Here is a 24,003-nt window from a genome sequence, read left to right on the forward strand (position 1 = left end):
GTTCCTACGATCCGGTCACCCGCTGCACGAACCAGACGAGCCCCATGACGGCCACTCCCGCCGACAGTGCCCCGGTGACCCACGGGGCGACCCGCGGCAAGCGGCGCCCGAGCAGCAGCAGGAGTGGGAACAGCACGGCGATGATGGCGAGTTGGACTGCTTCGATGCCGATGTTGAACACCAGCAGGGACCACAGCAGGGTCCAGGACCACGCGGCCTCGATGCCGAGCGCGCCCGCGAAGCCGAGACCGTGCACGAGACCGAAGCAGAACACCACGCAGAGGCGGATCCACCCGGCACGGTCCAGGCCGAACCGAGTCCCGGTCGGCGCCCGGAGTTCCGTGGCGCGGGCGCCCCGCTCGCGGATGCGCCACAGGTGCCAGCCGGCGACCACGGCGATGGACAGCGCGATGACCGGTTCCACCAGGTCCGCGGGAACGTCGACGAGTCCCAGGGCGGCCAGCAGGAACGTCACCGAGTGGGCCAGGGTGAAGGCGGTGGCGGCCAGGACGACCTCGCGGGGCCGCCGGGACCCGGCGATGAGGGCGAGCAGGAACAGGATGTGGTCGGTTCCGGTCAGCAGGTGCTCGGCGCCGAGGCGGAAGAACTCCCAGAAGCGCTCCGTCCAGGACTGGCTGATCGAGAAGGACGGGTGCCCCGCGTCGAGGGCGGCGCTGCCGGTTCTGCCGTCGACGGCGTAGGTGACGATCGTCTTGGTTCCCTTGACGTACCCCTCCGCGTCGGGGAAGAGGGCGCTGCGTATCCCGTGGTCACCGGCGCCGTGTTCGGCGCAGGTCCAGTCGAGCGTCAGCAGCGCGTAGGGCACGCCCTCCTCACGGCCCATCCGGAACGCGCCGACGGGAGCGGGTTCGCAGGCGCCGCCGCCCGCGGTGACGGAGAAACGCCGGGTGACATAGCCGACGGCGGCCGCGCGGTGGGCGTCAAGTGCCGCGGCCTGGGCCCGGGTGTCCCCTGCCTCGAACGCGTCGGTTCCGGCGCGGAAGAGGGGATCGTCGGATCCGGCGTCGGCGGCAGAGACGACGAGGAGGTCGTACTCCAGTTTCAGTTCGGTCCTCAGCACGCCGTCGCCGTCGGCGGTGACGTGCGCGTACACGGTGGAGGTGAAGCCATGGGCGGCGGCGGGCCGGACCAGGCCGAGGAAGAGAAGAACCGCCGCGGCGAGAGCGAGCAGGAGGCGGCGGACACGGTGTGACATGGGGCTCCTTGGGGTTGCCCGTGCACCGTGCTGGTCGCGGATGAACCGATGACGACCGATCGACGAATCATGAGGGAACAAACGTGCGATGACGGTCGAGTCGATGGAGATCTCGCGGAGGGAAAGAGCAGGATGTGGGAAAACCCGCTCCGCGTCAGCTCCGCATCGGCACCGCGCTCCTGCCGGGCCGTCGGCCGGCGTTCCGCCCGGCCGGGGCGACGGTTCCCTCCCCCCAGCGTCGCAGGCCCCTTCCTCAATCCCCTTCCGCAATCCCCTTCCCGGAGGACGATCGTCTTGCACCGCCCACTCCTGGCCGCCGCGCTGGTCGTGGCCGCCGTCCTGCTCACCGGATGTGCCTCGGGCGACGACTGGTCGAAGCCGCGCCCCCGCCCCTCGGCCGTCGGCGAACTGGGCGCGGGCTTCGTCGATCGGGCCGGAACCCCCGCACCGGAGTCGACCGTCACGCCGAGTCCGGGTTCGTGGTCCGGGGTGCGGCCGTCGGCCGGCACGCGCGTCGTCCTGCTCGCCGCGGGCCACGACCGGACGACGAAGGCCCTGGTGAAGGCGGTGAGGGGATGGGCGAAGGACGAGGCGGTGGACCTGCGGACGGTGACCGCGACCGACGCCGCCGATCTCGTGCCGGCCATCACCCGGGCGCTGGACATGAGCCCGGACCTCGTCATCAGCGCGGGCAACGACCTCATCGACCCCCTGGCGACGGTGAGCCCGAGCCATCTCGACCAGGAGTTCCTGGTCGTGGGGGCGGAACTCGCCGAACCCACCGAGAACGTGACGGCGGTCGACTGGTCGGGGGCCTCCTTCCGCGGGGAAGGGCTCGGCATGTCCTCGACGTACGACCCCGCCTCGTTCACCGACGCCCGCTGCGCGGCCGCCGTCAGGGCGGGCGCGGCGGCGGTACTGACGGGACACACCGGCATCGTGGTGTGGCTGGACACGTTCTGAGGGCGATCCCGCGGCTCCCCCCTCCCGCCCCGCCGAACAGGTCGGACGCGCGGGTGCGGGCCGTCCGGGGGCTCAGCGCTTCCGGTCGCTCATGGCCGCCATCACCGTCAGCACGGTGCCGACGAGGATCGGCACCGTCATCGCGACGAACAGCCACGGCGACACGTGCGGATCGGGCACGGAACGCCACAGGATTCCGCAGCCCACGAGCAGGGAGACGCCGACGAGTGTGTTCAACAGCAACAGGGATCGCGCGACCCGGCGTGCCGAGTCACGGCTGCCGGGCCTGTTGAGGGACGAGGACGCGCCGACGGCGAACCGCCTCGTGTCCGCGCCGGTGTCGGGCAGTTCGTCCCGCGGGGTCACGCGGAGAGTCAGTTCGGCACAGCCGGTCATCAGCACCGTCACCGCCGCGTACACGAAGACCAGCGCGAAGGCGCTGCCGATGGACCGTCCCGTCCAGGCGTCGACTCCGCCGGAACCGATGTGTCTCGGGATCCGCTCCGGCAGGTGGGCGTAACGGACCACGCCCCAGACCGCCATGGCGGCGAGGAGCACGAGGTTCGGGAACAGCCACAGCCGGACCGGGGAGGAGAACACCATGACACCGATCCTCCGCCGCGGGCGCGTGTTTGCAAAGCCCTGCCCGCGGTCCGCCCGCCGTGCCGGCCACGGGCGGGAACGACCGGCCGGACCGCGGCACTTGGGCGGCAGAGCCCGGGGGCCGTCGTCCCGGCCACCACAGGATGTCCGAGGGCGCGACCGGGACTCGCGCCGCACCTGCCCGCTTTCGCCCACCCCTCATCGATGAGTTAGGTTAGCCTTACCTTTATTGAGGCGGGGGAGGTGAAGTCCATGCCGGCTCGGACCACGGTGGGCGTGGGCTCGTTCGCCCACGGGGTCGGCACCGCCCGGCACGGCATCGGGCCGATCGGCGTCGGAGAGCCGATGCCGGGCCCGACCGGCGTTCCGGTACCGCGACACGGCCCCGGACGGCCCGTCGGACGCGCGAGGACGACCGTGCGCGGGTGACCACCGACGTCTCACGACGGACCGACCCGGTCGCCGCACTCCGCCGCGGGCGTCACGACCACGCACGCCCACGCGTCGCCCTGTGCCGTGACCTCTCAACCCCCGCCCCACGAACCGCCGTCGGCGCGCCGGTCGCGCCGCACCATCAGTCCTCCAGGAGGCATCCGATGAACCGCACCTCGTCTCGCACACGCGTCCGCTCCGATCACGCGCAGCCACCGGACCTCGCTCCCACCGGGACGGCGCGCGGCGTGGAACCGGCCGAGCAGTGCGAACCGGCGTACCGGACGGCGCCGCTGACGGGTGGGACGGCGTGATCCGGGTCGACCACCGTCACCGCCATCTGGACCGGATCGCGGAGGTCCGGGCGGGCAGCCATGCGGAGAAGGTGGGCTACCCGATCCGCATCCGGGCGGCCGAGGTCGTGCGCACCACAGCGGTCGGCGCCGGTCTGGTGCGGGTGACCCTGGGCGGGCCGGGCACCGAGGGGTTCGAGGCCCACGCGCCGGACGAGCACGTGAAACTCCTCTTTCCGGAACCCGACGGCTCGTTGCGGCTGCCCGAGCCGAACGGCGCGGTGCTGAACTGGCCGCGCCCCGCGCCCACCTCACGGGAGTACACGGTGCGCCGGTACGACCCGGTCACCGGCGAGATCGACATCGACGTCGCCTCGCACGGCGGCGGCCTGGCATCGGACTGGGCCCGCGGGGCCCGGCCGGGTGCCGTCATCCATGTCGCGGGGCCGCCCGGCGGGATGATCGTCCCGTACACCTACGACCGGTACCTGCTCGCGGGCGACATCACGGCCCTGCCCGCGATCGCTCGTTGGCTGGAGGACCTGCCCAGGAGCGCGAAGGGCTGGGCGTTCGTCGAAGTCGCCGACGCCGCGGAGGAGATCGGACTGCGCGCGCCCGAGGGCGTGGAGGTGCACTGGCTGCACCGCGACGGAGCTCCGGCGGGAACCGGTGACGCGCTGGCGCGGGCCGTGACCGCGGTGACCGTGCCCGAGGGCGAACGAGCGTACGTGTGGGTCGCGGGCGAGGCGGGGCAGATCAAGCCCCTGCGCCGCTGGGTCCGCGACGAGCTGCGCCTGGACAGGGCCGACCACGACATCACCGGTTACTGGAAGCGCGGCATCGCCGACTTCGACGAGGACGACCACTGATCACCCGCGGGTCCGCCACGACGGGGCACGACACCGCCCCGAGCACCCCGCCCGTTCCCTTCACCGAGGTGGGCCCCGGCTCACCGGCAAGGAGCATCACATGTCCATACCCAGATCGTCCGGCCCGGTCGGCACCGTCGCCCTGGCCCTGGCCCTGACCGGTTGCGGGTTCTCGTCGGAGGGCGGGTCCGAGGCCTCGGAGGAGGGCGGGACCCGGGTGTTCGCCGCGGACAACGGCAAGATCACCATCCCGGTCGCCCCGAAGCGGGTGGTGGCCACCGGCTACGCCGTGCCCGCCCTGATCGAGGCCGACGCGCCCCTGGTCGGAATCTCGTCGTGGAAGCGCGGCGAGCCGATGATGACGAAGGAGGACCTGGCCACCTACAAGAAGCTCCCCAAGGTGGCGGGCGAGCAGGCCGCCGAGACCAACTACGAGGCCGTCGCCGAGGCCGATCCCGACCTGATCGTCATCGGTGTGCCCGCCCCCGTGCTCGGCGACATCGACATCAAGCGGCTGGAGTCCATCGCCCCCGTCGTGGCGATCGGTCCGACGGTGCCGTCCGCGTGGCGCGAGTTGTCCCGCAAGCAGGCGGATGCCGCGGGCTCGCTCAAGCAGTTCGACGCCGCGAAGAGCACGTACGAGACCAAGGCCGCCGAGCTGGCCAAGAAGTACGAGGACGTACTGCCCGGGCTCAGGCTGGGCCACGTCGGCGCGTACGGCGAGGCCGCCAAGGGCACCTTCCAGCGCGAGTTCAACGGTTCGTGGGGCACCAACATCGCCGAGGACATCGGCGCGACGTACTACGGCAAGGTCAAGGAGCCCGGCCCCGGCTCCCGTTCGGTGAGCGAATACCCGTCCGTCGAGGAACTGCCTGCCGCGTACGCCGAGGCCGACGTCCTCACGTACTCGGTCGGCTCCGACGGCAGCGTCCCCGCGTCGGTGCGGTACGTCCTGGACTCGAAGCTGTGGAAGAACCTGCCCGCCGTCAAGGCCGGAAAGGCCTTCCCGTTCCGGTACACCGAGGCCGCCACCTACGGGGAGGCCTTGACGACCCTGGACGCGATCGACACATCGCTCGCTCCGCTGCTGAACCGGTGACCGTCGCGGGCCGCGCGTCCGGGACGGCCGGAACAGGGCGGACCGCCCCCCGGATCGGTCTGCTCGTCGGCGCGCTGGTACTGCTGGCAGCGGTCGCCGTGCTCAGTATGGGCGTCGGGGCCCGCCCGGTCGCGCCCGGCGAGGTCGTGCGGGCCTTGCTGGACTACCGGGGCACCGACGACCACGTGATCGTGCGTGACGTCCGTGCACCACGCGCGCTGCTGGCCATCGCGGTGGGCGCCGCGCTCGCGGTGGCCGGCGCGCTGATCCAGACGCTGGCCCGCAACCCGCTGGCCGAGCCCGGCATCCTCGGGGTCACCGCGGGTGCCGGGTTCGCCGTCACCGTCGGCTCGGCACTCGGTCCGGCCGCCGGGCAGGCGGGCGAACTGGGCTTCGCGATCACCGGCTCCGTGCTCGCGGCCGTGCTGGTCGCCGCGGTCGGCGGACGCTCACCACTGCGCCTGGTACTCACCGGCGTGGCCCTGACCGCGGTGCTGAGCGGCGTCGCGCTGGGCATGCGCCTGATACTCCCGGACGTCTTCGACACCTACCGGTTCTGGTCGGTCGGCTCGCTGGCCGCCCGTGAACAGGCTCCGCTGGCACTGCCGCTCGTCGCGATCGCGGTGTCGCTGCTCGGCGCGCTGCTGCTGAGCCGGGCGCTCGACGCCCTGGCCCTGGGCGAGAACGTGGCACTCGCGCTCGGTGTGGGTGTCGGGCGTGTCCGGGGCGCCGCACTCGTGCTGATCACCGTGCTCAGCGGGGCGGCGACGGCAGTGGCCGGGCCGATCCTGTTCGTCGGGCTGATCGTGCCCCACCTGGTCCGCAGGCCGGCCGCGGGCTCGGTGCCCTGGCTGATCCTCTGCACGATGGTGCTGGGACCTCTCCTGCTGCTGGTCGCCGACATCGGATCGCGGGTGCTGCTGCCCACCGGGGAGGTCCCGGTGGGCATCGTGACCGCGTTCCTCGGCGGCCCCATGCTGATCTGGGCCGTTCGCCGCCACGGGACGGGATCCCTGTGACCGCGCACGGGCCGAGGGCCGAACGCCGCACGGTGGTGCTCGTCGTCGTGCTGGTCGCCGTGATGCTGGGCCTGGGTCTGCTCGGGCTGTGCCACGGGGCGTCATGGTCCTCCCCGGGCAGGGTGTTCGCCGTGCTGACCGGGTCGGATCATTCGGTGGTGATCCGGGACTGGCGGTTGCCGCGGGTGCTGGCCGGGCTCGTCTTCGGCGCCGCGCTCGGCGTGGCGGGAGCGATCTTCCAGAACCTCACCCGTAACCCGATGGGCAGCCCGGACGTGATCGGTCTCGACGCGGGCGCCTACACCGGCGCCCTGGTCACCCTCACCGTGCTGTCGGGCACGTCCGCGCAACTTGCCGTCGGCTCGGTGCTCGGCGGCCTGCTCGCCGCTGCCGCGATCTATCTGCTGGCGTACCGACGAGGCTTCTCCGGACTGCGGTTGGTCGTGATCGGCATCGCGGTCAACGCGATGGTGACCGCGGTCAACTCGTGGATCGTGCTGCGCGCCGAACTGGAGGTGGCGATCGCCGCCGTCGGGTGGAGCGCGGGTTCGCTCAACGGCGTGGGCTGGGCCGACCTGGGAATTCCGTTCTCGGTGATCGGCGTGCTGCTGATCCTGATGACGGCGCGGGCGCACGCCATGCACCAGGCGTCGCTCGGTGACGCGATCGCGGTGACCACCGGCGTCGAACTCGGCCGGCTGCGGCTGTTGATGGTGCTGGTCGGCGTCGGCTGTACGGCCACGGTGACCGCGGTGGCCGGGCCGATCTCGTTCATCGCCCTGGCCGCTCCGCAGATCGGCCGCAGGCTGGCGGGAGCCGCCGGGGCTCCGCTGCTCCCGGCCGCGCTGACCGGGGCCGTTCTGCTCCAGGGCGCCGACCTGGTCGCCCAGATGCTGCTGGCGCCCGTCGCACTGCCCGTGGGAGTGGTGAGCACCGCGATCGGCGGTTGCTATCTGATCTGGCTGCTGACCAAGGAGGTGAGGCGCGCGTGACCGCACGCCTGACAGCGCGGGAGATCACCCTGCGCTACGGAGACCGGATCGTGTCCACACGGCTGAGTCTCGACGTCCCCGACGGCGCGTTCACCGCCATCGTGGGCCCCAACGCCTGTGGGAAGTCGACGCTGCTCGGCGCGCTGGTCCGGCTGCTGCGCCCCGACACCGGGCAGGTGGCGCTCGACGGCCGTGACATCGGCTCCCACGGGACCAAGGCCCTGGCCAGGCAACTCGGCTTCCTGCCCCAGGATCCGCTGGCCCCCGAGGACATCGGGGTCCGCCGGCTCGTGGGCCGGGGGCGGTTCCCGCACCAGTCGCTGCTCGCCTCGTGGTCGGCGGACGACGAGGAGGCCGTCACCGAGGCGATGGCCGCGGCCGGTGTCGACGACCTGGCCGACCGGCCGGTGCGGGAACTGTCGGGCGGGCAGCGTCAGCGGGTGTGGATCGCGATGGTGCTCGCCCAGCGGACGCCCTGTCTGCTGCTCGACGAACCGACGTCGTTCCTGGACATCACCCACCAGTACCAGTTGCTCGGCCTGCTGGCCAGGTTGCGCGACGAGGGCCGCACGGTGGTCGCCGTGCTGCACGACATCAACCAGGCCTGCCGGTTCGCCGACCACCTCGTCGCCATGAAGGCCGGCGGGGTGGTCGCCGAGGGCAACCCCGGTGACATCGTGAACGCCGCGCTGATCGAGGAGGTCTTCGACCTGCCGAGCGTCGTCGTCCCCGACCCGGTGACCGGCACGCCGATGATCGTTCCCGCACTCCAGCGGGGGTGAGGGAGCGTCCTGCCCGCAGTGTCCCGGGCCGTCGTGCCCCGTCCCGTGGCTCGGTCCGTCACCGGCCACGGGACGGGGCGCGACGGCCGCTCCCGGTCGTCGAGACCCTCGAAACGGACGGGACGTGCGGCATGCCGGATCCCGCGGCCCGGCCGCCCCGTACGCCCGACCGCGTTTCCGGGCAGGCCTCGTCGCCCACGCGCGGAACACCTCGTGGAAGACCTTTCGCCGCCGCCCCGATGCGAAACTTAGGTATACCTAACATTCGCTTACAACACAACATCTGGCCAGGCGGCACCATCCATCATCTAGATGTAGTGTTGGCCGTGCTGGTGGTTCGCCAGGCACCCCTGTGCCCGGCGAGGCAAGAGGGAACCTGGTGGGAATCCGGGACTGCCCCGCAGCGGTGAGCGGGAACGACCGCCGTCACACGCACTGGGCCCGTCGAACGGGCTTGGGAAGCGACGGCCGGTAGGTGCCCCCCTCGGTGGACGAGGAGGGTGTGCCCGCGAGTCCGAAGACCTGCCACCGGTGCGCACGCCGATCGGCGACGTGCGCGCTCCGAGGCCCCGAGGGAGGGCCGCGTGGCCGTCGTACGGACCCGGGTCCGGCGTGCCCTCTTTCCGCCCGCCGCCCCGATGCCGCCCCGATGCCGCCCCGCACGCCACCGCCGCCTCCCCCGGTCCTCGGACCGAGACGGGAACGAGCGAGAGGAGGCGGCGGACCGATGAGCGGTCTCGTGTATTTCTCCAGCGTCTCGGAGAACACCAGGCGTTTCGTGGAGCGGCTGGAGCTGCCCGCCACACGCATCCCCCTGCACCCGCACCGCGCGGGCATGCCACAGGTCACCGAGCCCTTCGTGCTGATCGTGCCGACCTACGGGGGCGGCGACCGCCGTGGTGCGGTGCCCAAGCAGGTGATCCGCTTCCTGAACGTCCCGGCCAACCGGGCGCTGTTGCGCGGGGTCATCGCCTCCGGCAACACCAATTTCGGCGCGGACTACTGCCTGGCGGGCCGTGTGATCTCGGCGAAGTGCGGGATTCCGGAGCTGTACCGATTCGAACTGCTGGGCACGGACCGCGACGTCCGTGCCGTGAGGGAAGGACTGAGAGGGTTTTGGACACGACACACGTCGCCCCTGCCGCTGGTGGGGAGAACGGCATGAGCACCACCACGGCGGTCACTGTTCCCGTGCCCCCGCGCGAACCGGTCGGCACGCGCAAGGACTACCACGCGCTCAACGCCATGCTGAACATGTACGACTGCGACGGCCGCATCCAGTTCGGCAAGGATCGCGAGGCCGTCCGCCAGTACTTCCTCCAGCACGTGAACCCGAACACGGTGGTCTTCCCGACGCTGGAGGAGAAGATCTCCTACCTGATCGAGAACGACTACTACGAGGAGACGCCGATCCGGCGCCACCGCTGGGAGTTCGTCAAGGGCCTGTACCGGCAGGCGTACGCGCACGGGCACCGCTTCCGCACCTTCCTCGGCGCGTTCAAGTACTACACGTCGTACACGTTGAAGACCTTCGACGGCTCCCGTTACCTGGAGCGGTACGAGGACCGGGTGGTCGCCACCGCGCTGCACCTCGGTGCCGGTGACGAGGAACTGACCTGCCGGCTTGTCGACGAGATGCTGACCGGCCGCTTCCAGCCGGCCACACCGACCTTCCTCAACGCCGGGAAGGCACAGCGCGGCGAGCTGGTCTCCTGCTTCCTGCTGCGCGTCGAGGACAACCTGGAGTCCATCGGACGCGGCATCAACTCAGCGCTCCAGCTCTCCAAGCGGGGTGGCGGCGTGGCACTGCTGCTGACGAACCTGCGCGAGCAGGGCGCCCCGATCAAGAAGATCGAGGACCAGTCCTCCGGCGTCGTGCCCGTGATGAAGCTGCTGGAGGACTCCTTCTCCTACGCCAACCAGCTCGGCTCGCGGCAGGGCGCGGGCGCGGTCTACCTGCACGCCCACCACCCGGACATCATGCGGTTCCTGGACACCAAGCGGGAGAACGCGGACGAGAAGGTCCGCATCAAGACCCTCTCGCTCGGTGTGGTCGTCCCCGACATCACCTTCGAACTCGCCAAGCGCGACGAGGACATGCACCTGTTCTCGCCGTACGACGTGGAACGCGAGTACGGCAGGCCACTCTCCGACCTGTCCGTCAGCGAACACTACGACGACCTGGTGGCCAACCCGCGCATCCGCAGGACCACACTGAGCGCCCGGGAGTTCTTCAGGACGATCGCCGAGTTGCAGTTCGAGTCCGGCTACCCGTACCTGCTGTTCGAGGACACGGTCAACCGGGCCAACCCGATCCCCGGCTGGATCAACATGTCCAACCTCTGCTCGGAAATCCTCCAGGTCAACACACCGAGTACCTACGACGCCTCGCTCGGCTACGAGAGCGTGGGCAAGGACATCTCCTGCAACCTGGGATCACTGAACATCGCCGCCGCGATGGCCTCCCCCGACCTCGGCGCCACCGTCGAGACCGCCGTACGCGGGCTGACCTCGGTCTCCGACCAGTCCCATATCGATGCCGTACCGTCTGTGGCCCGGGGCAACGCCCTCTCCCACGCCATCGGGCTCGGCCAGATGAACCTGCACGGATACCTCGCCTCGCAGCGCGTCCACTACGGCAGCGAGGAGGGCGTCGACTTCACCGACCTCTACTTCTACACCGTCACCCACCACGCGCTGCGCGCCTCGAACCGGATCGCGATCGAGCGGGGCACGGCCTTCGACGGCTTCGAGCTGACCGCGTACGCCGACGGCTCGTACTTCGACAAGTACACCGAGCGGGTGTGGGAGCCGGCCACCGACCGGGTGCGCGCCCTGTTCGCCGAGGCCGGCGTGCGCATCCCGACGCAGGACGACTGGCGCGGACTGCGGGCGTCCGTCATGGCGCACGGCCTGTACAACCAGTACCTCCAGGCCGTCCCGCCCACCGGTTCCATCAGCTACATCAACGACGCCACCGCCTCCATCCACCCGATCGCCTCCAAGGTGGAGATCCGCAAGGAGGGCAGGCTCGGCCGCGTCTACTACCCGGCGCCGCACATGGACAACGACAACCTTGAGTACTTCCGGGACGCGTACGAGATCGGCTACGAGAAGATCATCGACACCTACGCGGCGGCCACCCAGCACGTCGACCAGGGCCTGAGCTGCACGCTCTTCTTCCGGGACACGGCCACCACCCGCGATCTGAACAAGGCGCAGATCCACGCCTGGCGCAGGGGCATCAAGTCCCTCTACTACATCCGGCTGCGGCAGGAGGCCCTGGAGGGCACCGAGATCGAGAACTGCCTGTCCTGCACCCTGTGACCCCGCCCGACCGCTCGTGAAAGCACCGACGATGACCACTTCCCCCGCCCCGCTGACCGACATCTCGGTCACGCCCCCGTCCTACCGCCTCGACCGCGCCGCACGGCTGCGCCCGGTCAACTGGAACCGCGTCACCGACGAGAAGGACCTGGAGGTGTGGAACCGGCTCACGGCGAACTTCTGGCTGCCGGAGAAAGTCCCGCTCTCCAACGACATCAAGGCCTGGCAGCAGCGGCTCGGAGCGGAGGAACGCACCCTCACCATGCGGGTGTTCACCGGTCTCACCCTGCTCGACACCGTGCAGGCCACCGTGGGCGAGATCGCCCAGATCCAGGACGCCCGCACCGAGCACGAGGAGGCGGTGTACACCAACATCGCCTTCATGCAGGCCGTGCACGCCCGCAGCTACTCGTCCGTCTTCTCCACCCTCTCGACCACCCCGGAGATCGACGACGCCTACCGCTGGGCGGTACGGAACGACGTCCTCCAGCAGCGCGCCAAGGCGGTCCTGAGGCACTACTACGGCGACGACCCGCTGAAGCGGAAGGTCGCCTCCACACTCCTGTCGTCCCTCCTGCTGTACGCGGGGTTCTACCTCCCGCTGCACTTCTCCACCCACGCCCTGCTCACCAACACGGCCGACATGATCCGGCTGATCCTGCGCGACAAGGCGGTGCACGGCTACTACTCCGGCTACAAGTACCAGCGCGGCCTGGAACGGCGGACCCCGGCCGAGCGGGAGGAGATGCGCGCCTTCACGCACGAGCTGCTGGACAAGCTGTACGAGTTGGAACTGCGTTACTCCGGCGAACTGTACGAGCCGCTGGGGCTCATGGACGACGTGTCCGCCTTCGTCCGCTACAACGCCGACAAGGCCCTGATGAACCTCGGCTACCCGGCCCGGTTCGGCGCGGCCGGGACCGAGGTCAACCCGGAGATCCTGGCGGCCCTGTCCCCCGGTGCCGACGAGAACCACGACTTCTTCTCCGGCTCCGGCTCCTCCTACGTCATGGGCAGGGCGGAGGACACCGCCGACGACGACTGGGACTTCTGAGGAATCCCCGCGCGTCCGGCGGTCCCCCCGTACACCCGCCCCCGGTCCGACGGCGCGTCACGGGGCCGTCGGCACCGCCCGGCGGCCCCGGCCCTCGTAGGAGGCCAAGGGCCGGATGAGGGCGTTGTGGGCGAGCTGTTCCGTGATGTGGGCGGTCCAGCCGGTGATGCGGCTCATCACGAAGATCGGTGTGAAGACGGGAGTGTCGAAGCCCATCAGGTGATAGGCGAGCCCTGCCGGGTAGTCCAGGTTCGGGTGGATTCCCCTGCGGGCGAGCATGGTGTGGCGCAGGGCCGCGTGGAGCGTGGCCAGGCGGGTCACCCCGGGGTCGGCGGCACGGGCCACCAGGCGGTCCAGGGCTTCCTGCATGACCGGTACGCGGGAGTCGCCGTGCTTGTACACCCGGTGGCCGAACCCCATGATCTTCCGCCGGGCGGCCAGGGCCCCGTCCAGCCATTCCTCGGCCCGGCCCGGGTCGCCGATCTCCTCCAGCATGTGCATCACGGCCTCGTTGGCGCCGCCGTGCAGCGGGCCCTTGAGGGCGCCGATGGCGGCGGTGACCGCGCTGTAGAGGTCGGAGAGGGTGGAGGTGACCACGCGGGCGGTGAACGTGGAGGCGTTGAAGCTGTGTTCGGCGTACAGCACGAGGGAGATCTCGAAGCAGCGGACCACGTCCGGATCGGGTACGTCGCCGAAGCACATGTGGAAGAAGTTCTCCGCGTACCCGAGGCCGGGGTCGGGAGGGATCGGGTCCAGGCCCCGGCGCCGGCGCTGGTCCGCGGCGACCACCGTGGGCAGTTTCGCCAGCAGGGTCAGGGACTTGGCGCGGTTGGCGGCGGGACTGCCGTCGTCCTCGGTGGGGTCCTCGGCCCCGAAGAAGCTGACGGCGGTGCGCAGCACGTCCATGGGGTGGCAGGTCCCGGGCAGTCTGGCCAGCAGTTCGGACGTGGTGCGGTCCAGGGGGCGCAGGGCGCGTTCCCCGGCCCGGAAGTCCCGCAGCCGGGCGGCGTCGGGGAGTTCGCCGTGCCACAGCAGGTGGGCAACCTCCTCGAAGGAGCGGCCGGCCGCCAGGTCCTGGACCGGGTAGCCGTGGTAGGTGAGGGAGTTGGTCTCCGGTATGACGGTGGAGATCCCGGTGGTGTCGACGACGACACCGGCCAGGCCGCGGTGGATCCCGGGCGCGGAAGTGGACATGGATGCCTCCGGTGTGTCAGGTGTCCGACGGGTGGGAGAAGTCGAGGACTGTCGAGTCGAAGGCCGTGAATTCCTCGTAGCCGAGGAGTTCGTACAGGCGCGAGCGGCTCTGCATGCACGGCAGCAGGGACTCCTGGGTGCCCTCGGCGGCCAGCGTGCGCAGACCGTCCTCGACGGCACCCATGGCCAGGCGCAGCAGGGTGACCGGGTAGAGGGCGATGTCGTAGCCGAGGCCGTCCAGGGTGCGCGCGTCCAGCAGGCGCCCCCTGCCGAACTCGGTCATGTTGGCGAGCAGCGGGACCGGCACGGCCTTGCGGAAGGTCTCGAACTCGCTCTCGTCGGCGAGGGCTTCGGGGAAGATCGCGTCGGCGCCGGCGTCGACGTACGCCTTGGCCCGGTCGATCGCCGCGTCGAGCCCCTCCACGGCGCGGGCGTCGGTGCGGGCCATCAGCAGGAAGTCCGGGTCCCGCCGGGCGTCCGCGGCGGCCCGGACGCGCCGGATCATCTCCTCGCGGGGAACGACCGTCTTGCCGTCGAGGTGTCCGCAGCGCTTGGGGTTGACCTGGTCCTCCAGGTGCAGGCCCGCCAGGCCCGCGTCCTCCATCAGCTGAACGGTGCGGGCCGCGTTCATCGGCTCGCCGAAGCCGGTGTCGGCGTCGATGAGCACGGGCAGGTCGGTGACCCTGGTCGTCTGCTGGGCCCGGGCCGCGATCTCGGTGGACGTGGTCAGGCCGATGTCGGGCAGGCCCAGGTCGGCGGCGAGGACGGCGCCGGAGAGGTAGGCGGCCTCGAACCCGGTGTCCTGGATGATGCGGGCGGAGAGCGGGTTGAGCGCGCCCGGCATGAGCAGGAGACGACCGGTGGCCAACCGTTCGCGCAGGGCCCGTCGGCGCCCGCCGGGGGTGGTGCGGGTGTGCAGCATCAGAACAGTCCCTTCGGCAGGCGTGCGTCGTACGCGGCGACGGCCTCGGTGTCGACGGCCGGGAAGAGGCCGTCGAGGCCGGTGGCGTCCAGCTCGGGCAGGTGCTCGGCGGCGGACAGGAAGCGGTCCTGGCCGGCCGGGGTGACGATGCCTTCGGCCAGGGTCCGGAACTTGGTGGCGTAGGCGGGACGGCCGAAGGGGCGGGCACCGGCCGGGTGCGCGTCCGCGACGGCGAGCTCGTCGTCGACGACCGTTCCGTCGTCCAGGGTGACGACCGCTCGTCCGCCGAAGGCGCGGCGGCCCGGGTCGGGGTCGTGGTAACGGCGGGTCCACTCCGGGTCCTCGACCGTGGTGATCTTCCGCCACAGTGCGACGGTCCCGGGACGGCGGGCCCGCTCGGGGGCGTAGGAGCGCTCGTGGTGCCAGGTGCCGTCCTCCAGGGCGACGGCGAAGATGTACGGCACGGAGTGGTCCAGGGTCTCGCGACTGGCCGTCGGGTCGTACTTCTGGGGATCGTTCGCACCGGTGCCGATCACGTGGTGGGTGTGATGGCTGGTGCGCAGCACCACCGAGCGCACCCGTTCCAACGGGCCGGTCCGCTCGCGCAGTCGCCGGGCCAGGTCGATGATCGCCTGTGCCTGGTACTCGGCGGAGTGTTCCTTGGTGTAGGTGTCGAGGATCGCTGCGCGGGGCTCGTCCGGTCCGGGGAGCGCGACGGTGTAGTGGGCACCGGGGCCGTCGAGCATCCAGGCGAGGAAGCCGTCCTCGCCCTCGTAGACGGGGGACGGGGACGTCTCGCCGCGCATCGCCCGGTCGACGGCCTCGACGGCGGCCTTGCCGGCGTGGGCGGGTGCGTACGCCTTCCAGCTGGAGATCGTGCCCTTGCGGGACTGCCGGGTTGCGGTCGTGGTGTGCACCGCCTGCTGCACGGCCTGGTACACCGTCTCGGTCGGCAGCCGCAGAAGGGCGCCCAGGCCGCAGGCGGTGGCCGCGCCGAGGTGGGCGACGTGGTCGATGCGGTGCTCGTGCAGGCAGATGCCCTTCACCAGGGCCACGTGGATCTCGTACGCGGCGATGATGCCGCGCAGCAGGTCGGCGCCGGTGCGACCGGTGTGCTGGGCGACGGCGAGCAGGGGCGGGATGTTGTCGCCGGGGTGGGAGTAGTCGGCGGCGAGGTAGGTGTCGTGGAAGTCGAGTTCGCGCACCGCGGTGCCGTTGGCCCAGGCGGCCCATTCCGGGGAGACCCGGGCGCCCGTTCCGAGCACCGAGGCGCCCGGGGCGGCCGCTCGGTGTGCGGTGGCCTGGGCGCGGGCGACGGCGACCGGGCGGCGCAGCAGGGAGGCGACGGCGACCGAGGCGTTGTCGATCACCCGGTTCACTGCCATCGCGGCGCCGTCGACGGTGATTTCCCCGGTGGCGGTGGCCACGGCGGCGAGCTTCCAGGCGAGTTGGTCCTCGCGCGGGAGCCGGTCGGCGCTGGGGTGGACGCGGACGTTGTGCTCGATCACAGGTCTCCTCGCGGGTGACGGGCGGTCGTGGCGGATGTGCCCATGTGATCGAGACTGCCCGGCGGACACGCGCCGGGCCAGCGTTCCGCCGTGCGGAATCCGTACCGTTGCCCGCTGCGAATGTGCGAAAGCTGCGAATCCTGCGGATGCTATGTTCGCAGCCGAGTGCCGCCGTGGCCGTACGGCCGTCCCGGCGCACGGCAGGACCGGACGAGAAGAGGTGGAGGCGCGCCATGGTCCGCCGGCCGGCCGACCGCAAGGTCTACGCCCGCACGAAGCTGCGCAGGCTGCGCCGCGAGCACGGTATGAACCAGGTCGACATGGCCCGCGCGCTCGCCATCTCCACCAGCTATGCCAATCAGATCGAGCAGAACCAGCGCCCGCTGACCGCACCCGTGCTGCTGCGGATCGCGGAGGTCTTCGGCGTCGGCGCGGAGTTCTTCTCCGAGGCCGAGGAGGACCGGCTCGCCGCCGACCTGCGCGCCGCGCTCGCCGACGAGGCGTGCGGGGTGCCGCTGCCGACCGCCGAGGAGACCTCCGAGGCCGCACGCGACCACCCGGAGGTGGCCCGGGCCCTGGTGGCCCTGCACCGCCGCTACCGCGACACCGTCGAACAGGCCGCCGCGCTCGCCTCACCGGGCTCGGGCGGGGCCTTGCTGCCTCCGGGCGAGCCGCACGACGAGGTACGGGATTTCTTCTACGCCCATCACAACCACTTCGAGCCCCTGGACACCGCGGCCGAGCGGACGGCCGAGGCCCTGGCGCTGCGGCCGGGCCGGTCCGCCGACCCCCTCACCGCACGACTCGCCGAGCGACACGACGTCACAGTGGTCCGGGCGTCGGCGGGGCACTCCGCCGACGCCCGACGCTACGACCCGGCCACCGGCCTGCTGTTCCTGTCCCCCTGGCTCGACGACGGACGGCGTGCCTTTCAGCTCGCCACCCAGCTCGCGCTGCTGGAGCACGGCCCGTTGCTCGGCCGGCTCGCCGACAGCGCCGCGGAACTCACCTCGCCGGAATCGACCGCGCTGGCCCGCATCGGCCTGGCGAACTACTTCGCGGGCGCCCTCCTCATGCCGTACACCGCCTTTCACACCGCCGCCGAGGAGGTGCGCTACGACATCGAACTGCTGTCCGCGCGCTTCGGCGTCGGTTTCGAGACCGTGTGCCACCGGTTGAGCACCCTGCAACGCGGTGGCCGCCGGGGCGTGCCGTTCTCCTTCCTGCGGGTCGACCGGGCCGGCAACATCTCCAAACGGCAGTCCGCGACCGACTTCCACTTCTCCAGGCTGGGCGGCACCTGCCCGCTGTGGACGGTGTACGAGGCGTTCTCCGCGCCCGGACGGATACTGACCCAGGTCGCCGAGATGCCTGACGGCAAGCGGTACTTCTGGATCGCGCGCACCATCACCCGGGGCGGGTTCGGTCACCACGCCCCGCGCGCCGAGTTCGCCGTCGCGCTCGGCTGCGAACTGCGCCACGCGGACCGGCTCGTCTACGCCGAGGGCGTCGCCCTGGACGATCCCCGGGCCGCGACACCGATCGGCCTGGGCTGCCGGATCTGCGAGCGACGCGACTGTGCGCAACGGGCCCGTCCCCCGGCCGGTGGCAGGCCTGCCATCGATCCCGACCGGCGCACCTACGTGCCGTACCCGGTGGAGACCCGCGTCCCCCGACACGACGGCGAACGGTCGGGCGACCGGCCCGGCACGTCCTCGTACGGACCGGGCCCCACTCGCTGATCCGGCCCGATCCGTACGAAAGGCCTTACGAGCCGGGGGCGGCAGAGGGCGGACGCTCGGCGGCATGTTCCCCAGCTCGTTAGCCGCAGCGGGCCCATGCCGTCTCGCACTTCGCACGTCTTCACCCTTTCCAGGGAGCTTTCCGCTCCTCTGGCGCGGTGTGCGGGGTGCCGGCCCTCCGCGGTGGTGGGATACGGCCACCAGTCACCCCTCGATCTGGAGGATCAGCCATGTCATGGATGTCGGAAATGCGTGTTCGACACGTCGCCGCGGCCTCCGGGGCAGCCGCAGCCGTGGTTCTCGGTGCTGCGCCGCTCGCCTCCGCGGCCCCTCTCGTTCCCGCCAAGCCGTACGCGACAGTGCTCAGCACGACGGGCCTGAACGAGCGGCAGTACCCCAGCACGGACTCGTCGGTGGTGGGCACTCTGCGCTACCGGGATCAGGTGGGCCTGCGCTGCAAGGTCCGGGCACAGGACTCCGCGGGCAATGACGTGTGGTACCTGCTGCGCGACAGGGAGGCGTGGATCTCCGCCAGGTACGCCGACCAGACCGGGACGGTCCCCTACTGCAAGGACGCCCGGCAGGGCCCGCCCGCCCTCAGCGCGCAGGCGCAGCACGCCATGGGGTGAGCACGCACGTCCTTCCGGGCGGGCCACGGAGCCGAACCGGTGAACCGGGGGCGGCCGTGCCGCGCGGGGGACGGTGAGCGACGACAGGCGGCTGTCCGACCGGCGGATCGACCAGCAGGTCGGTGACTTGTCGGTGGAACACGGACGCGTCCTGGAGAACTACCGCGCAGCTCACGAGGTCAGTGACCGCGGCACCCGGCACGGGGCGACCACGGAAGAACCGCGCGGAGCGATGGTCCGTCGCCGGGCCCCGGGCCCGGCCGGAAACGTCCCGGGGAGAGGTCTGCACGTCCGCTGCGCAGTCTTCTGCCGGGAGTCACGGCGTTCGCCCGGGTCCGGCCGCGTCGCGGTCCGGACCCGGGCAGGCCTCAGGACTTCGGGGAGAAGCGCAGCCGCGTGGCAGCCAGCGCACCGAGTGCCAGCAGGACGATGGAGACCCACAGCCCGGACAGGTGGTTTCCGGTGGCGTCCTCGGCGTAGCCCATGATGTACGGGCCGACGAAGCCACCGGTGATGCCGATGGTGTTGAGCAGCGCCAGACCGCCCGCGAGGGTCTTGCCGGCGAGGCGGGTGGCGGGGAAGTTGAACAGCAGGGGCTGGACCACGAAGAACGCCAGGCCGGTGAAGCAGAAGCCGAGCAGGGCGATGACGGGTCCGGCGACGGCCGCGACGATCAGACCGGTGAACATCATCAGCAGACCGACCACCACGAAGTTGCGGGAGCGCCGGGGTGTGGTCGCACGGGGCGGCACGAGTACGGCGCCGACCGCCGCGGTGAGCCAGGGCAGGCCGGTCAGCAGACCGATGGTGAAGGGCGAGAGGTGGCCCCAGCCGCCGATGATGCCGGGCAGGAAGTAGACGACGGAGTACAGGGCGACCTGGTGCGTCCAGTTGGCGAAGATGGCGAGCAGCATCTGCTTGTCGCGCAGCACGGTCAGCAGCGAGCCGGACTTGTTGCCCGCGGCCTCGGCGCCCTCGTTCTGTTCACGGGTGACGGCGTCCTTGACCAGCCGGGCCTCCTCGGCCGTCAGCCACGGGGCCTGGTCCGGTCCGTCGGGCAGGAACTTGAAGATGGCGATCGCCAGGAAGAGGCAGGGAACGCCTTCGATCACGAACATCCACTGCCAGCCGTGCCAGCCGCCCATCCCGTCCATCTCCATGAGCAGTCCGCCCAGCGGGTTGCCGACGACGCTGGCGATGGAGGCGCCGAGCAGGAGCAGTCCGATGGCCTTGCCACGGGTCTCGGAGCGGAACCAGTACGTGAAGTAGAGCAGGATGCCGGGCAGCAGTCCGGCCTCGGCCGCGCCGAGCAGCAGGCGCATGGCGTAGAAGGACTTCTCCCCCTGCACGAAGGCCATGCAGGCCGAGATGACTCCCCAGGTCAGCATGATCCGGGTGATCCACCAGCGGGCGCCCACCCGGTACATGATCAGGTTGCTGGGCACCTCGGAGGCGGCGTAGGTGAGGAAGAACAGCCCCGCGCCCAGGCCGTAGGCCGCGGCGGAGATGCCGAGGTCGACCTCCAGGCGTTCCTTGGCCAGGCCGATATTGGTCCGGTCCAGGAACGACATGATGTAGGCGGCCAGCAGCAGCGGCATCAGCCGCCGCATATTGCGGTGGTCGAGCTCGCCGAGCGCGTCGCGCGGGGTCTCGTGTGATGTGGCCGCACCGGGGGTGCGGGAACCTCGGATCAAAGACATCGGTGTCCTTTTGGAATGCTCTGGCAGCCGACGGGCTCGGGGCTGCGGCCGAGGGGCGGGGTCCGGCGGCCCGCGGCGTCACCGCCGCGGGCCGCCCGGCCACCGGATGGGGTTCAGACGACGAGCCGGACGGGGTTCTCCACGGCCTCGGTGAAGGCCGCGAGCCAGCGCGCCGCGATGGCGCCGTCCACCGGACGGTGGTCCACGGACAGGACCACGCCGAGCACCTTGGCCGCGGTGACCGCGCCGTCGCGGACCACCGCCTCCTCGCGTGCGGCGCCGACGGCCAGGATCGCGGCCTGCGGCGGGTTGATGATGGCGGCGAACTCCTCGACCCCGTACATGCCGAGGTTGGAGACGGTGATCGAACCGCCCTCCAGGTCGGCGGGGTGCAGCGCCCCGGAGCGCGCCCGGTCCGCGACCTCGCGGGTCCGGGTGGCGATCGCCGACACCGACAGGTTCTCGACGCCGCGCAGCACCGGGGTCACCAGGCCCGTCTCGGTGGCCACGGCGACCGACACGTCGACAGCGGCGAACCTGCGGACGGCGTCCTCCCGCCAGATCGCGTTCATCTCCGGCACCTGCGTGTGTGCCGTGGCCACGGCCTTGATCAGCAGGTCGTTGACCGAGATCTTGACCGGGCTGACGGCGTTGATCCGCTGCCGCAGCGCGAGCAGTTCGTCGACGGCGCAGGTCGCCCGCAGGTAGAAGTGCGGGGTGTGCTGCTTGCTCTCGGTCAGCCGTCGGGCGATGGCCCGGCGCATCCGGGTGTGCGGGATGTCCTCGTGGTCACCGGTGCCGGCGACGGCGGCGCTCCGCGGTGCGGGGGCAGGGGCCTGCGCCGGGGCCGGTGTCAGGGCCTGGGTGCGGCGGAGCGCGACCGCGGTCTCGACGTCACTCCGGACGACGCGCCCGCCGGGTCCGGTGCCGGTGAGGGTCTCGATGTCGAGGGCCGCCTCCCTGGCCAGCCGACGGGCCAGCGGGCTGCTGAAGACGCGCCCGCCGCGCTCCGCGGCATCGGCGGACGCGGTGGGCGGGGCCGCCGGGGGTGCTGCGGCCCGCACGGCCGGCTCCTCCGGCACGTCGCGGCGTACCGCCTGCGGGGCGGTGCCGGGCGCGGTGACGGTGACGCCGAGTTCCGCGAGCAGCGCGTCCAGGTCGCCGGCCTGCTCGCCGACGGCGCCGAGGACCGCGATCGGGTCGCCGACCTCCACCTCCACGCCGGGCTCGTAGAGCGCCTTGAGCAGCACGCCGTCCCGGTCGGCGGCGACGTCCACCTCCGCCTTGTCCGTCTCGATGGAGACCAGCGCGTCGTCCTTCGTGAACGTCGCGCCCTCCGCCACCTGCCAGGCGGACAGCACCGCGGCGTCCGCGTCCGCGGCGACGGCGGGCATTCGGAACAGTTCTGCCATGATCAACCCTCCAGGGTGTTCTCTCGTAGGGGAGGGTCAGTTCCCGGTGACCCGCTTGAGCGCGGCCACGACCTCTTCGGTCCGTGCGATGGCCGCCCGCTCCAGGACCTTGCTGATGCTGGGCGAGGACTCACCGGCGTGGACGCGCTGGACCGGCTGGTCCAGCCAGTCGAACCAGCGGCGCTGGATCTCGTCGGCGAGCCACCCTCCGTAGGAGGTGCCGACGGGGCCCTGCTCGGCGAGGAGCACGTTGTTGGTCTTGCGGATGCTCGCGCCGAGGGTGTCCCAGTCGAGGCTGGCGCGGTCCAGCCACCGCAGGTCGATGACCTCGGCGTCCAGTCCCAGCTGCTCGACGGCTTCCAGGACGTAGTGGGTCATCGCCAGGTACGTCACGATCGTGATCTTCGATCCGGTGCGGCGCACGGCGGCCCTGCCCACCGGCAGACAGTAGTCGAAGTCGTCGACCGGGCCGGGACCGACCGAGTTGTAGAGGTCGGTGTGCTCCAGCACGACGACCGGGTCCTTGCAGGTCAGCGCGGTGTTCATGAGGCCCACGTAGTCGAAGGGCGTGGACGGTGCGACGATCCGCCAGCCGGGGGCCGTGGCGAAGACGCCCGCCGGGTCCATGGAGTGCTGGGAGCCGTAGCCGGTGCCCATGGCGACCTTGCTGCGCAGGACGAGGGGGACGCCGGTCCCCTGTCCGTCGCCGCCGAACATGTGCCGGGCCTTGCCTATCTGGTTGAAGATCTGGTCGGCCGCCACCCACATGAAGTCGGCGTACATGAACTCCACGACCGGCTTGTACCGGCCGTCGAGCGCGATGCCTCCGGCCAGGCCCGCGAAGGCGTTCTCGCTGATGGGGGTGCCCAGGACCCGGTCCGGGTGGGCTTCGGCGAGACCCTTGGTCGCGCCGTTGGTGCCGCCCTTGAGACGGTGCACGTCCTCGCCCATGACGACGACCGAGTCGTCCTCGGCCATGCGGTGGCTCATCACCTCGGCGACGACGTCGATGAACTTGCGCTGTTCCACGCGGCCCCGGAACGCGTCCGGTCCGTCGTCGGCGGTGTCGGCGAGGCGGACGCCGTCGAACTCGCTGAGGTCTCCGCGCACGCCGACGTCGCGGAACGACGGGTCGGGCCACTCGGCGGGCCTGATCCGGCGGGTGCCCGGCTTGCCGTCGGGGTCGGGCTCCAGGAGCTCGTCGCCGACGGCGGCCATGAGCGCCTTGGCGCGGACGGTGCACTCCTCGATCTCGTCGGCGCCCAGGACGCCGTTCTCGACGAGTTGCCGGGATACCAGGGCCAGCGGGTCGCGGGCCCGCCACTCCTTCTCCTCGTCCTTGGTGCGGTAGCCGAAGGCGCTGCCGGGGAACGGCCCGTTCTGGTGGAAGAAGCGGTAGACCTCGGCCTCGACGACGGTGGGGCCCTTGCCGGCCCGCATGTGGTCCACGGCCTCGGTCATCGCCAGGTACACGGCGAGCGGGTCCATGCCGTCCACGCGCCAGCTCGGGATGTTGAAGCCGAGGCCGCGCGCGGAGAGGCGGGGCTCGGCAGTCGCCTCGTCCACATGGGTGGAGACGGCGTACTTGTTGTTCTCGATGAAGAAGCAGACCGGCAGCTTCCAGGCCGCGGCGAGGTTCATGGTCTCCAGGACCGAGCCGATGTTGACGGCTCCGTCACCGAAGTAGGTGACCGAGACGGCGTCGGTGCCGGCCTGCCGCGCCGACCAGGCGAAGCCGGCGGCCTGCGGCACGCCGCCGCCGACGATCGCGTTGGTGCCCATGGCCCCGGCCTCGGCCCACTGCAGGTGCATGGATCCGCCCCGCCCCCGGCAGAATCCCCTGGCCAGCCCGCAGATCTCGGCAAGGCTGCGCGACAGGACGGTGCGCACCTCCTCGTCGACGGGCCGACGCAGGTCGATTCCGCCGGGTGCGACGTAGCCGAGCGCCTTGGCGAGGAACTGGTGGTGTCCCCGGTGCGAGCCGCCGACGAAGTCGGCGCCGGTCAGAGGGAGCACGGAGCCGACGGCACCGCCCTCCTGGCCGATGCTGGAGTGCGCCGGGCCGTGCACCAGGCCCTGGCCCGCCAGGTCGAGGACGTACTCCTCGAAGGTCCTGATCAGCAGGGTCTGGGTGAACATCGACATCAGCAGCTGCGGGTCGGCGCCGTGCCAGTCCTTCTTGGTCGCCGTCACCTCGGTCCAGGGTGACGCGGGGACCAGTTTCCGGTGTGTGGGCATGAGCACTCT

At 71.3% G+C, this 24,003-nt stretch carries 19 protein-coding genes and 1 riboswitch; of the genes, 11 read left to right on the plus strand and 8 right to left on the minus strand.

The features are described 5' to 3' along the window. Window positions 1–4: 4 nt before the first annotated feature. A complete protein-coding gene (locus ACF1CT_RS18645; protein WP_391784944.1) occupies window positions 5–1,216 on the minus strand; it encodes a HupE/UreJ family protein in 1,212 nt (403 codons plus the stop codon). A 294-nt stretch (window positions 1,217–1,510) separates the two neighbouring features. Here ACF1CT_RS18645 and ACF1CT_RS18650 point away from each other — a divergent pair, with 294 nt between their 5' ends. Further along, window positions 1,511–2,179, plus strand: a complete 669-nt coding sequence (locus tag ACF1CT_RS18650; RefSeq protein WP_391784945.1) for a hypothetical protein — start codon at window positions 1,511–1,513, stop codon at window positions 2,177–2,179. A 72-nt stretch (window positions 2,180–2,251) separates the two neighbouring features. Here ACF1CT_RS18650 and ACF1CT_RS18655 read toward each other — a convergent pair whose 3' ends face one another. Then, window positions 2,252–2,782 carry a DUF1648 domain-containing protein gene (locus ACF1CT_RS18655; protein WP_391784946.1) on the minus strand — a complete coding sequence of 177 codons (531 nt, stop codon included), beginning with the start codon at window positions 2,780–2,782 and terminating at the stop codon, window positions 2,252–2,254. Window positions 2,783–3,524: 742 nt separating this feature from the next. Between ACF1CT_RS18655 and ACF1CT_RS18660 the strand changes: the two genes are divergently transcribed. The 8 genes from ACF1CT_RS18660 to nrdF all read left to right on the plus strand — a co-directional run bounded on the left by ACF1CT_RS18660 (window position 3,525) and on the right by nrdF (window position 12,649). Then, window positions 3,525–4,376: a siderophore-interacting protein gene (locus ACF1CT_RS18660; protein WP_391785009.1), complete on the plus strand. Its 852-nt coding sequence runs from the start codon at window positions 3,525–3,527 to the stop codon at window positions 4,374–4,376. Window positions 4,377–4,476: 100 nt separating this feature from the next. After that, on the plus strand, window positions 4,477–5,475 hold the full coding sequence (locus tag ACF1CT_RS18665; RefSeq protein ID WP_391784947.1) for an ABC transporter substrate-binding protein: 999 nt from the start codon (window positions 4,477–4,479) through the stop codon (window positions 5,473–5,475). Further along, on the plus strand, window positions 5,472–6,494 hold the full coding sequence (locus tag ACF1CT_RS18670; RefSeq protein ID WP_391784948.1) for a FecCD family ABC transporter permease: 1,023 nt from the start codon (window positions 5,472–5,474) through the stop codon (window positions 6,492–6,494). The genes ACF1CT_RS18665 and ACF1CT_RS18670 overlap by 4 nt, the downstream gene beginning before the upstream one ends. Window positions 6,495–6,556: 62 nt before the next feature. Beyond that, entirely contained in the window at window positions 6,557–7,486 is a 930-nt protein-coding gene (locus ACF1CT_RS18675) for a FecCD family ABC transporter permease (protein WP_391785010.1), read from the plus strand. Then, complete coding sequence (locus ACF1CT_RS18680; protein WP_391784949.1) at window positions 7,483–8,268, plus strand: ABC transporter ATP-binding protein; 786 nt, start codon at window positions 7,483–7,485, stop codon at window positions 8,266–8,268. Before ACF1CT_RS18675 ends, ACF1CT_RS18680 begins: the two co-directional genes overlap by 4 nt. A 316-nt stretch (window positions 8,269–8,584) precedes the next feature. Next, a riboswitch (cobalamin riboswitch) is annotated at window positions 8,585–8,813 on the plus strand. Between the two features lie 182 nt (window positions 8,814–8,995). After that, window positions 8,996–9,433, plus strand: coding sequence for a class Ib ribonucleoside-diphosphate reductase assembly flavoprotein NrdI (nrdI, locus tag ACF1CT_RS18685; RefSeq protein WP_391784950.1), 438 nt, complete (start codon window positions 8,996–8,998; stop codon window positions 9,431–9,433). Further along, the gene (nrdE, locus tag ACF1CT_RS18690; RefSeq protein WP_391784951.1) at window positions 9,430–11,595 is read left to right on the plus strand and encodes a class 1b ribonucleoside-diphosphate reductase subunit alpha; all 2,166 of its coding nucleotides are present in this window, start codon (window positions 9,430–9,432) and stop codon (window positions 11,593–11,595) included. The genes nrdI and nrdE overlap by 4 nt, the downstream gene beginning before the upstream one ends. Window positions 11,596–11,626: 31 nt before the next feature. Next, window positions 11,627–12,649: a class 1b ribonucleoside-diphosphate reductase subunit beta gene (nrdF, locus tag ACF1CT_RS18695; protein ID WP_391784952.1), complete on the plus strand. Its 1,023-nt coding sequence runs from the start codon at window positions 11,627–11,629 to the stop codon at window positions 12,647–12,649. Window positions 12,650–12,706: 57 nt separating this feature from the next. Here the strand turns inward: nrdF and ACF1CT_RS18700 are convergent, their stop codons facing one another. From ACF1CT_RS18700 to ACF1CT_RS18710, 3 genes are read right to left on the minus strand one after another with little or no spacing between them, the layout of a single operon-like run. Further along, window positions 12,707–13,843 (minus strand): bifunctional 2-methylcitrate synthase/citrate synthase, encoded by a 1,137-nt coding sequence (locus ACF1CT_RS18700; protein ID WP_391784953.1) that lies wholly within the window; start codon window positions 13,841–13,843, stop codon window positions 12,707–12,709. Between the two features lie 16 nt (window positions 13,844–13,859). After that, window positions 13,860–14,765 carry a methylisocitrate lyase gene (gene prpB, locus ACF1CT_RS18705; RefSeq protein ID WP_391784954.1) on the minus strand — a complete coding sequence of 302 codons (906 nt, stop codon included), beginning with the start codon at window positions 14,763–14,765 and terminating at the stop codon, window positions 13,860–13,862. Beyond that, window positions 14,765–16,273, minus strand: a complete 1,509-nt coding sequence (locus ACF1CT_RS18710; protein WP_391784955.1) for an MmgE/PrpD family protein — start codon at window positions 16,271–16,273, stop codon at window positions 14,765–14,767. The genes prpB and ACF1CT_RS18710 overlap by 1 nt, the downstream gene beginning before the upstream one ends. A 233-nt stretch (window positions 16,274–16,506) precedes the next feature. Here ACF1CT_RS18710 and ACF1CT_RS18715 point away from each other — a divergent pair, with 233 nt between their 5' ends. After that, complete coding sequence (locus ACF1CT_RS18715) at window positions 16,507–18,015, plus strand: short-chain fatty acyl-CoA regulator family protein (RefSeq protein ID WP_391784956.1); 1,509 nt, start codon at window positions 16,507–16,509, stop codon at window positions 18,013–18,015. Between the two features lie 248 nt (window positions 18,016–18,263). Beyond that, a complete protein-coding gene (locus ACF1CT_RS18720) occupies window positions 18,264–18,644 on the plus strand; it encodes an SH3 domain-containing protein (RefSeq protein WP_391784957.1) in 381 nt (126 codons plus the stop codon). Between the two features lie 368 nt (window positions 18,645–19,012). Here ACF1CT_RS18720 and ACF1CT_RS18725 read toward each other — a convergent pair whose 3' ends face one another. From ACF1CT_RS18725 to ACF1CT_RS18735, 3 genes are all read right to left on the minus strand, one after another. Continuing rightward, window positions 19,013–20,344 carry an MFS transporter gene (locus ACF1CT_RS18725; RefSeq protein WP_391784958.1) on the minus strand — a complete coding sequence of 444 codons (1,332 nt, stop codon included), beginning with the start codon at window positions 20,342–20,344 and terminating at the stop codon, window positions 19,013–19,015. A 113-nt stretch (window positions 20,345–20,457) separates the two neighbouring features. Further along, window positions 20,458–21,756, minus strand: a complete 1,299-nt coding sequence (locus tag ACF1CT_RS18730; protein ID WP_391784959.1) for a 2-oxo acid dehydrogenase subunit E2 — start codon at window positions 21,754–21,756, stop codon at window positions 20,458–20,460. A gap of 36 nt (window positions 21,757–21,792) precedes the next feature. Further along, entirely contained in the window at window positions 21,793–23,994 is a 2,202-nt protein-coding gene (locus ACF1CT_RS18735) for a thiamine pyrophosphate-dependent enzyme (protein ID WP_391784960.1), read from the minus strand. Between the last annotated feature and the right edge of the window lie 9 nt (window positions 23,995–24,003).

Source organism: Streptomyces sp. NPDC014734 (genome assembly GCF_043083325.1).
In the GTDB taxonomy this organism is placed as follows: domain Bacteria; phylum Actinomycetota; class Actinomycetes; order Streptomycetales; family Streptomycetaceae; genus Streptomyces.

Excerpts from the sequence above, each read along its gene's own strand:
- ACF1CT_RS18645 (WP_391784944.1), bottom strand. The coding sequence starts at position 1,216 with ATGTCACACCGTGTCCGCCGCCTCCTGCTCGCTCTCGCCGCGGCGGTT.
- ACF1CT_RS18655 (WP_391784946.1), bottom strand. The coding sequence starts at position 2,782 with ATGGTGTTCTCCTCCCCGGTCCGGCTGTGGCTGTTCCCGAACCTCGTG.
- ACF1CT_RS18665 (WP_391784947.1), top strand. The coding sequence starts at position 4,477 with ATGTCCATACCCAGATCGTCCGGCCCGGTCGGCACCGTCGCCCTGGCC.
- ACF1CT_RS18675 (WP_391785010.1), top strand. The coding sequence starts at position 6,557 with ATGCTGGGCCTGGGTCTGCTCGGGCTGTGCCACGGGGCGTCATGGTCC.
- nrdI (WP_391784950.1), top strand. The coding sequence starts at position 8,996 with ATGAGCGGTCTCGTGTATTTCTCCAGCGTCTCGGAGAACACCAGGCGT.
- nrdE (WP_391784951.1), top strand. The coding sequence starts at position 9,430 with ATGAGCACCACCACGGCGGTCACTGTTCCCGTGCCCCCGCGCGAACCG.
- nrdF (WP_391784952.1), top strand. The coding sequence starts at position 11,627 with ATGACCACTTCCCCCGCCCCGCTGACCGACATCTCGGTCACGCCCCCG.
- ACF1CT_RS18700 (WP_391784953.1), bottom strand. The coding sequence starts at position 13,843 with ATGTCCACTTCCGCGCCCGGGATCCACCGCGGCCTGGCCGGTGTCGTC.
- prpB (WP_391784954.1), bottom strand. The coding sequence starts at position 14,765 with ATGCTGCACACCCGCACCACCCCCGGCGGGCGCCGACGGGCCCTGCGC.
- ACF1CT_RS18715 (WP_391784956.1), top strand. The coding sequence starts at position 16,507 with ATGGTCCGCCGGCCGGCCGACCGCAAGGTCTACGCCCGCACGAAGCTG.
- ACF1CT_RS18720 (WP_391784957.1), top strand. The coding sequence starts at position 18,264 with ATGCGTGTTCGACACGTCGCCGCGGCCTCCGGGGCAGCCGCAGCCGTG.
- ACF1CT_RS18725 (WP_391784958.1), bottom strand. The coding sequence starts at position 20,344 with ATGTCTTTGATCCGAGGTTCCCGCACCCCCGGTGCGGCCACATCACAC.
- ACF1CT_RS18730 (WP_391784959.1), bottom strand. The coding sequence starts at position 21,756 with ATGGCAGAACTGTTCCGAATGCCCGCCGTCGCCGCGGACGCGGACGCC.
- ACF1CT_RS18735 (WP_391784960.1), bottom strand. The coding sequence starts at position 23,994 with ATGCCCACACACCGGAAACTGGTCCCCGCGTCACCCTGGACCGAGGTG.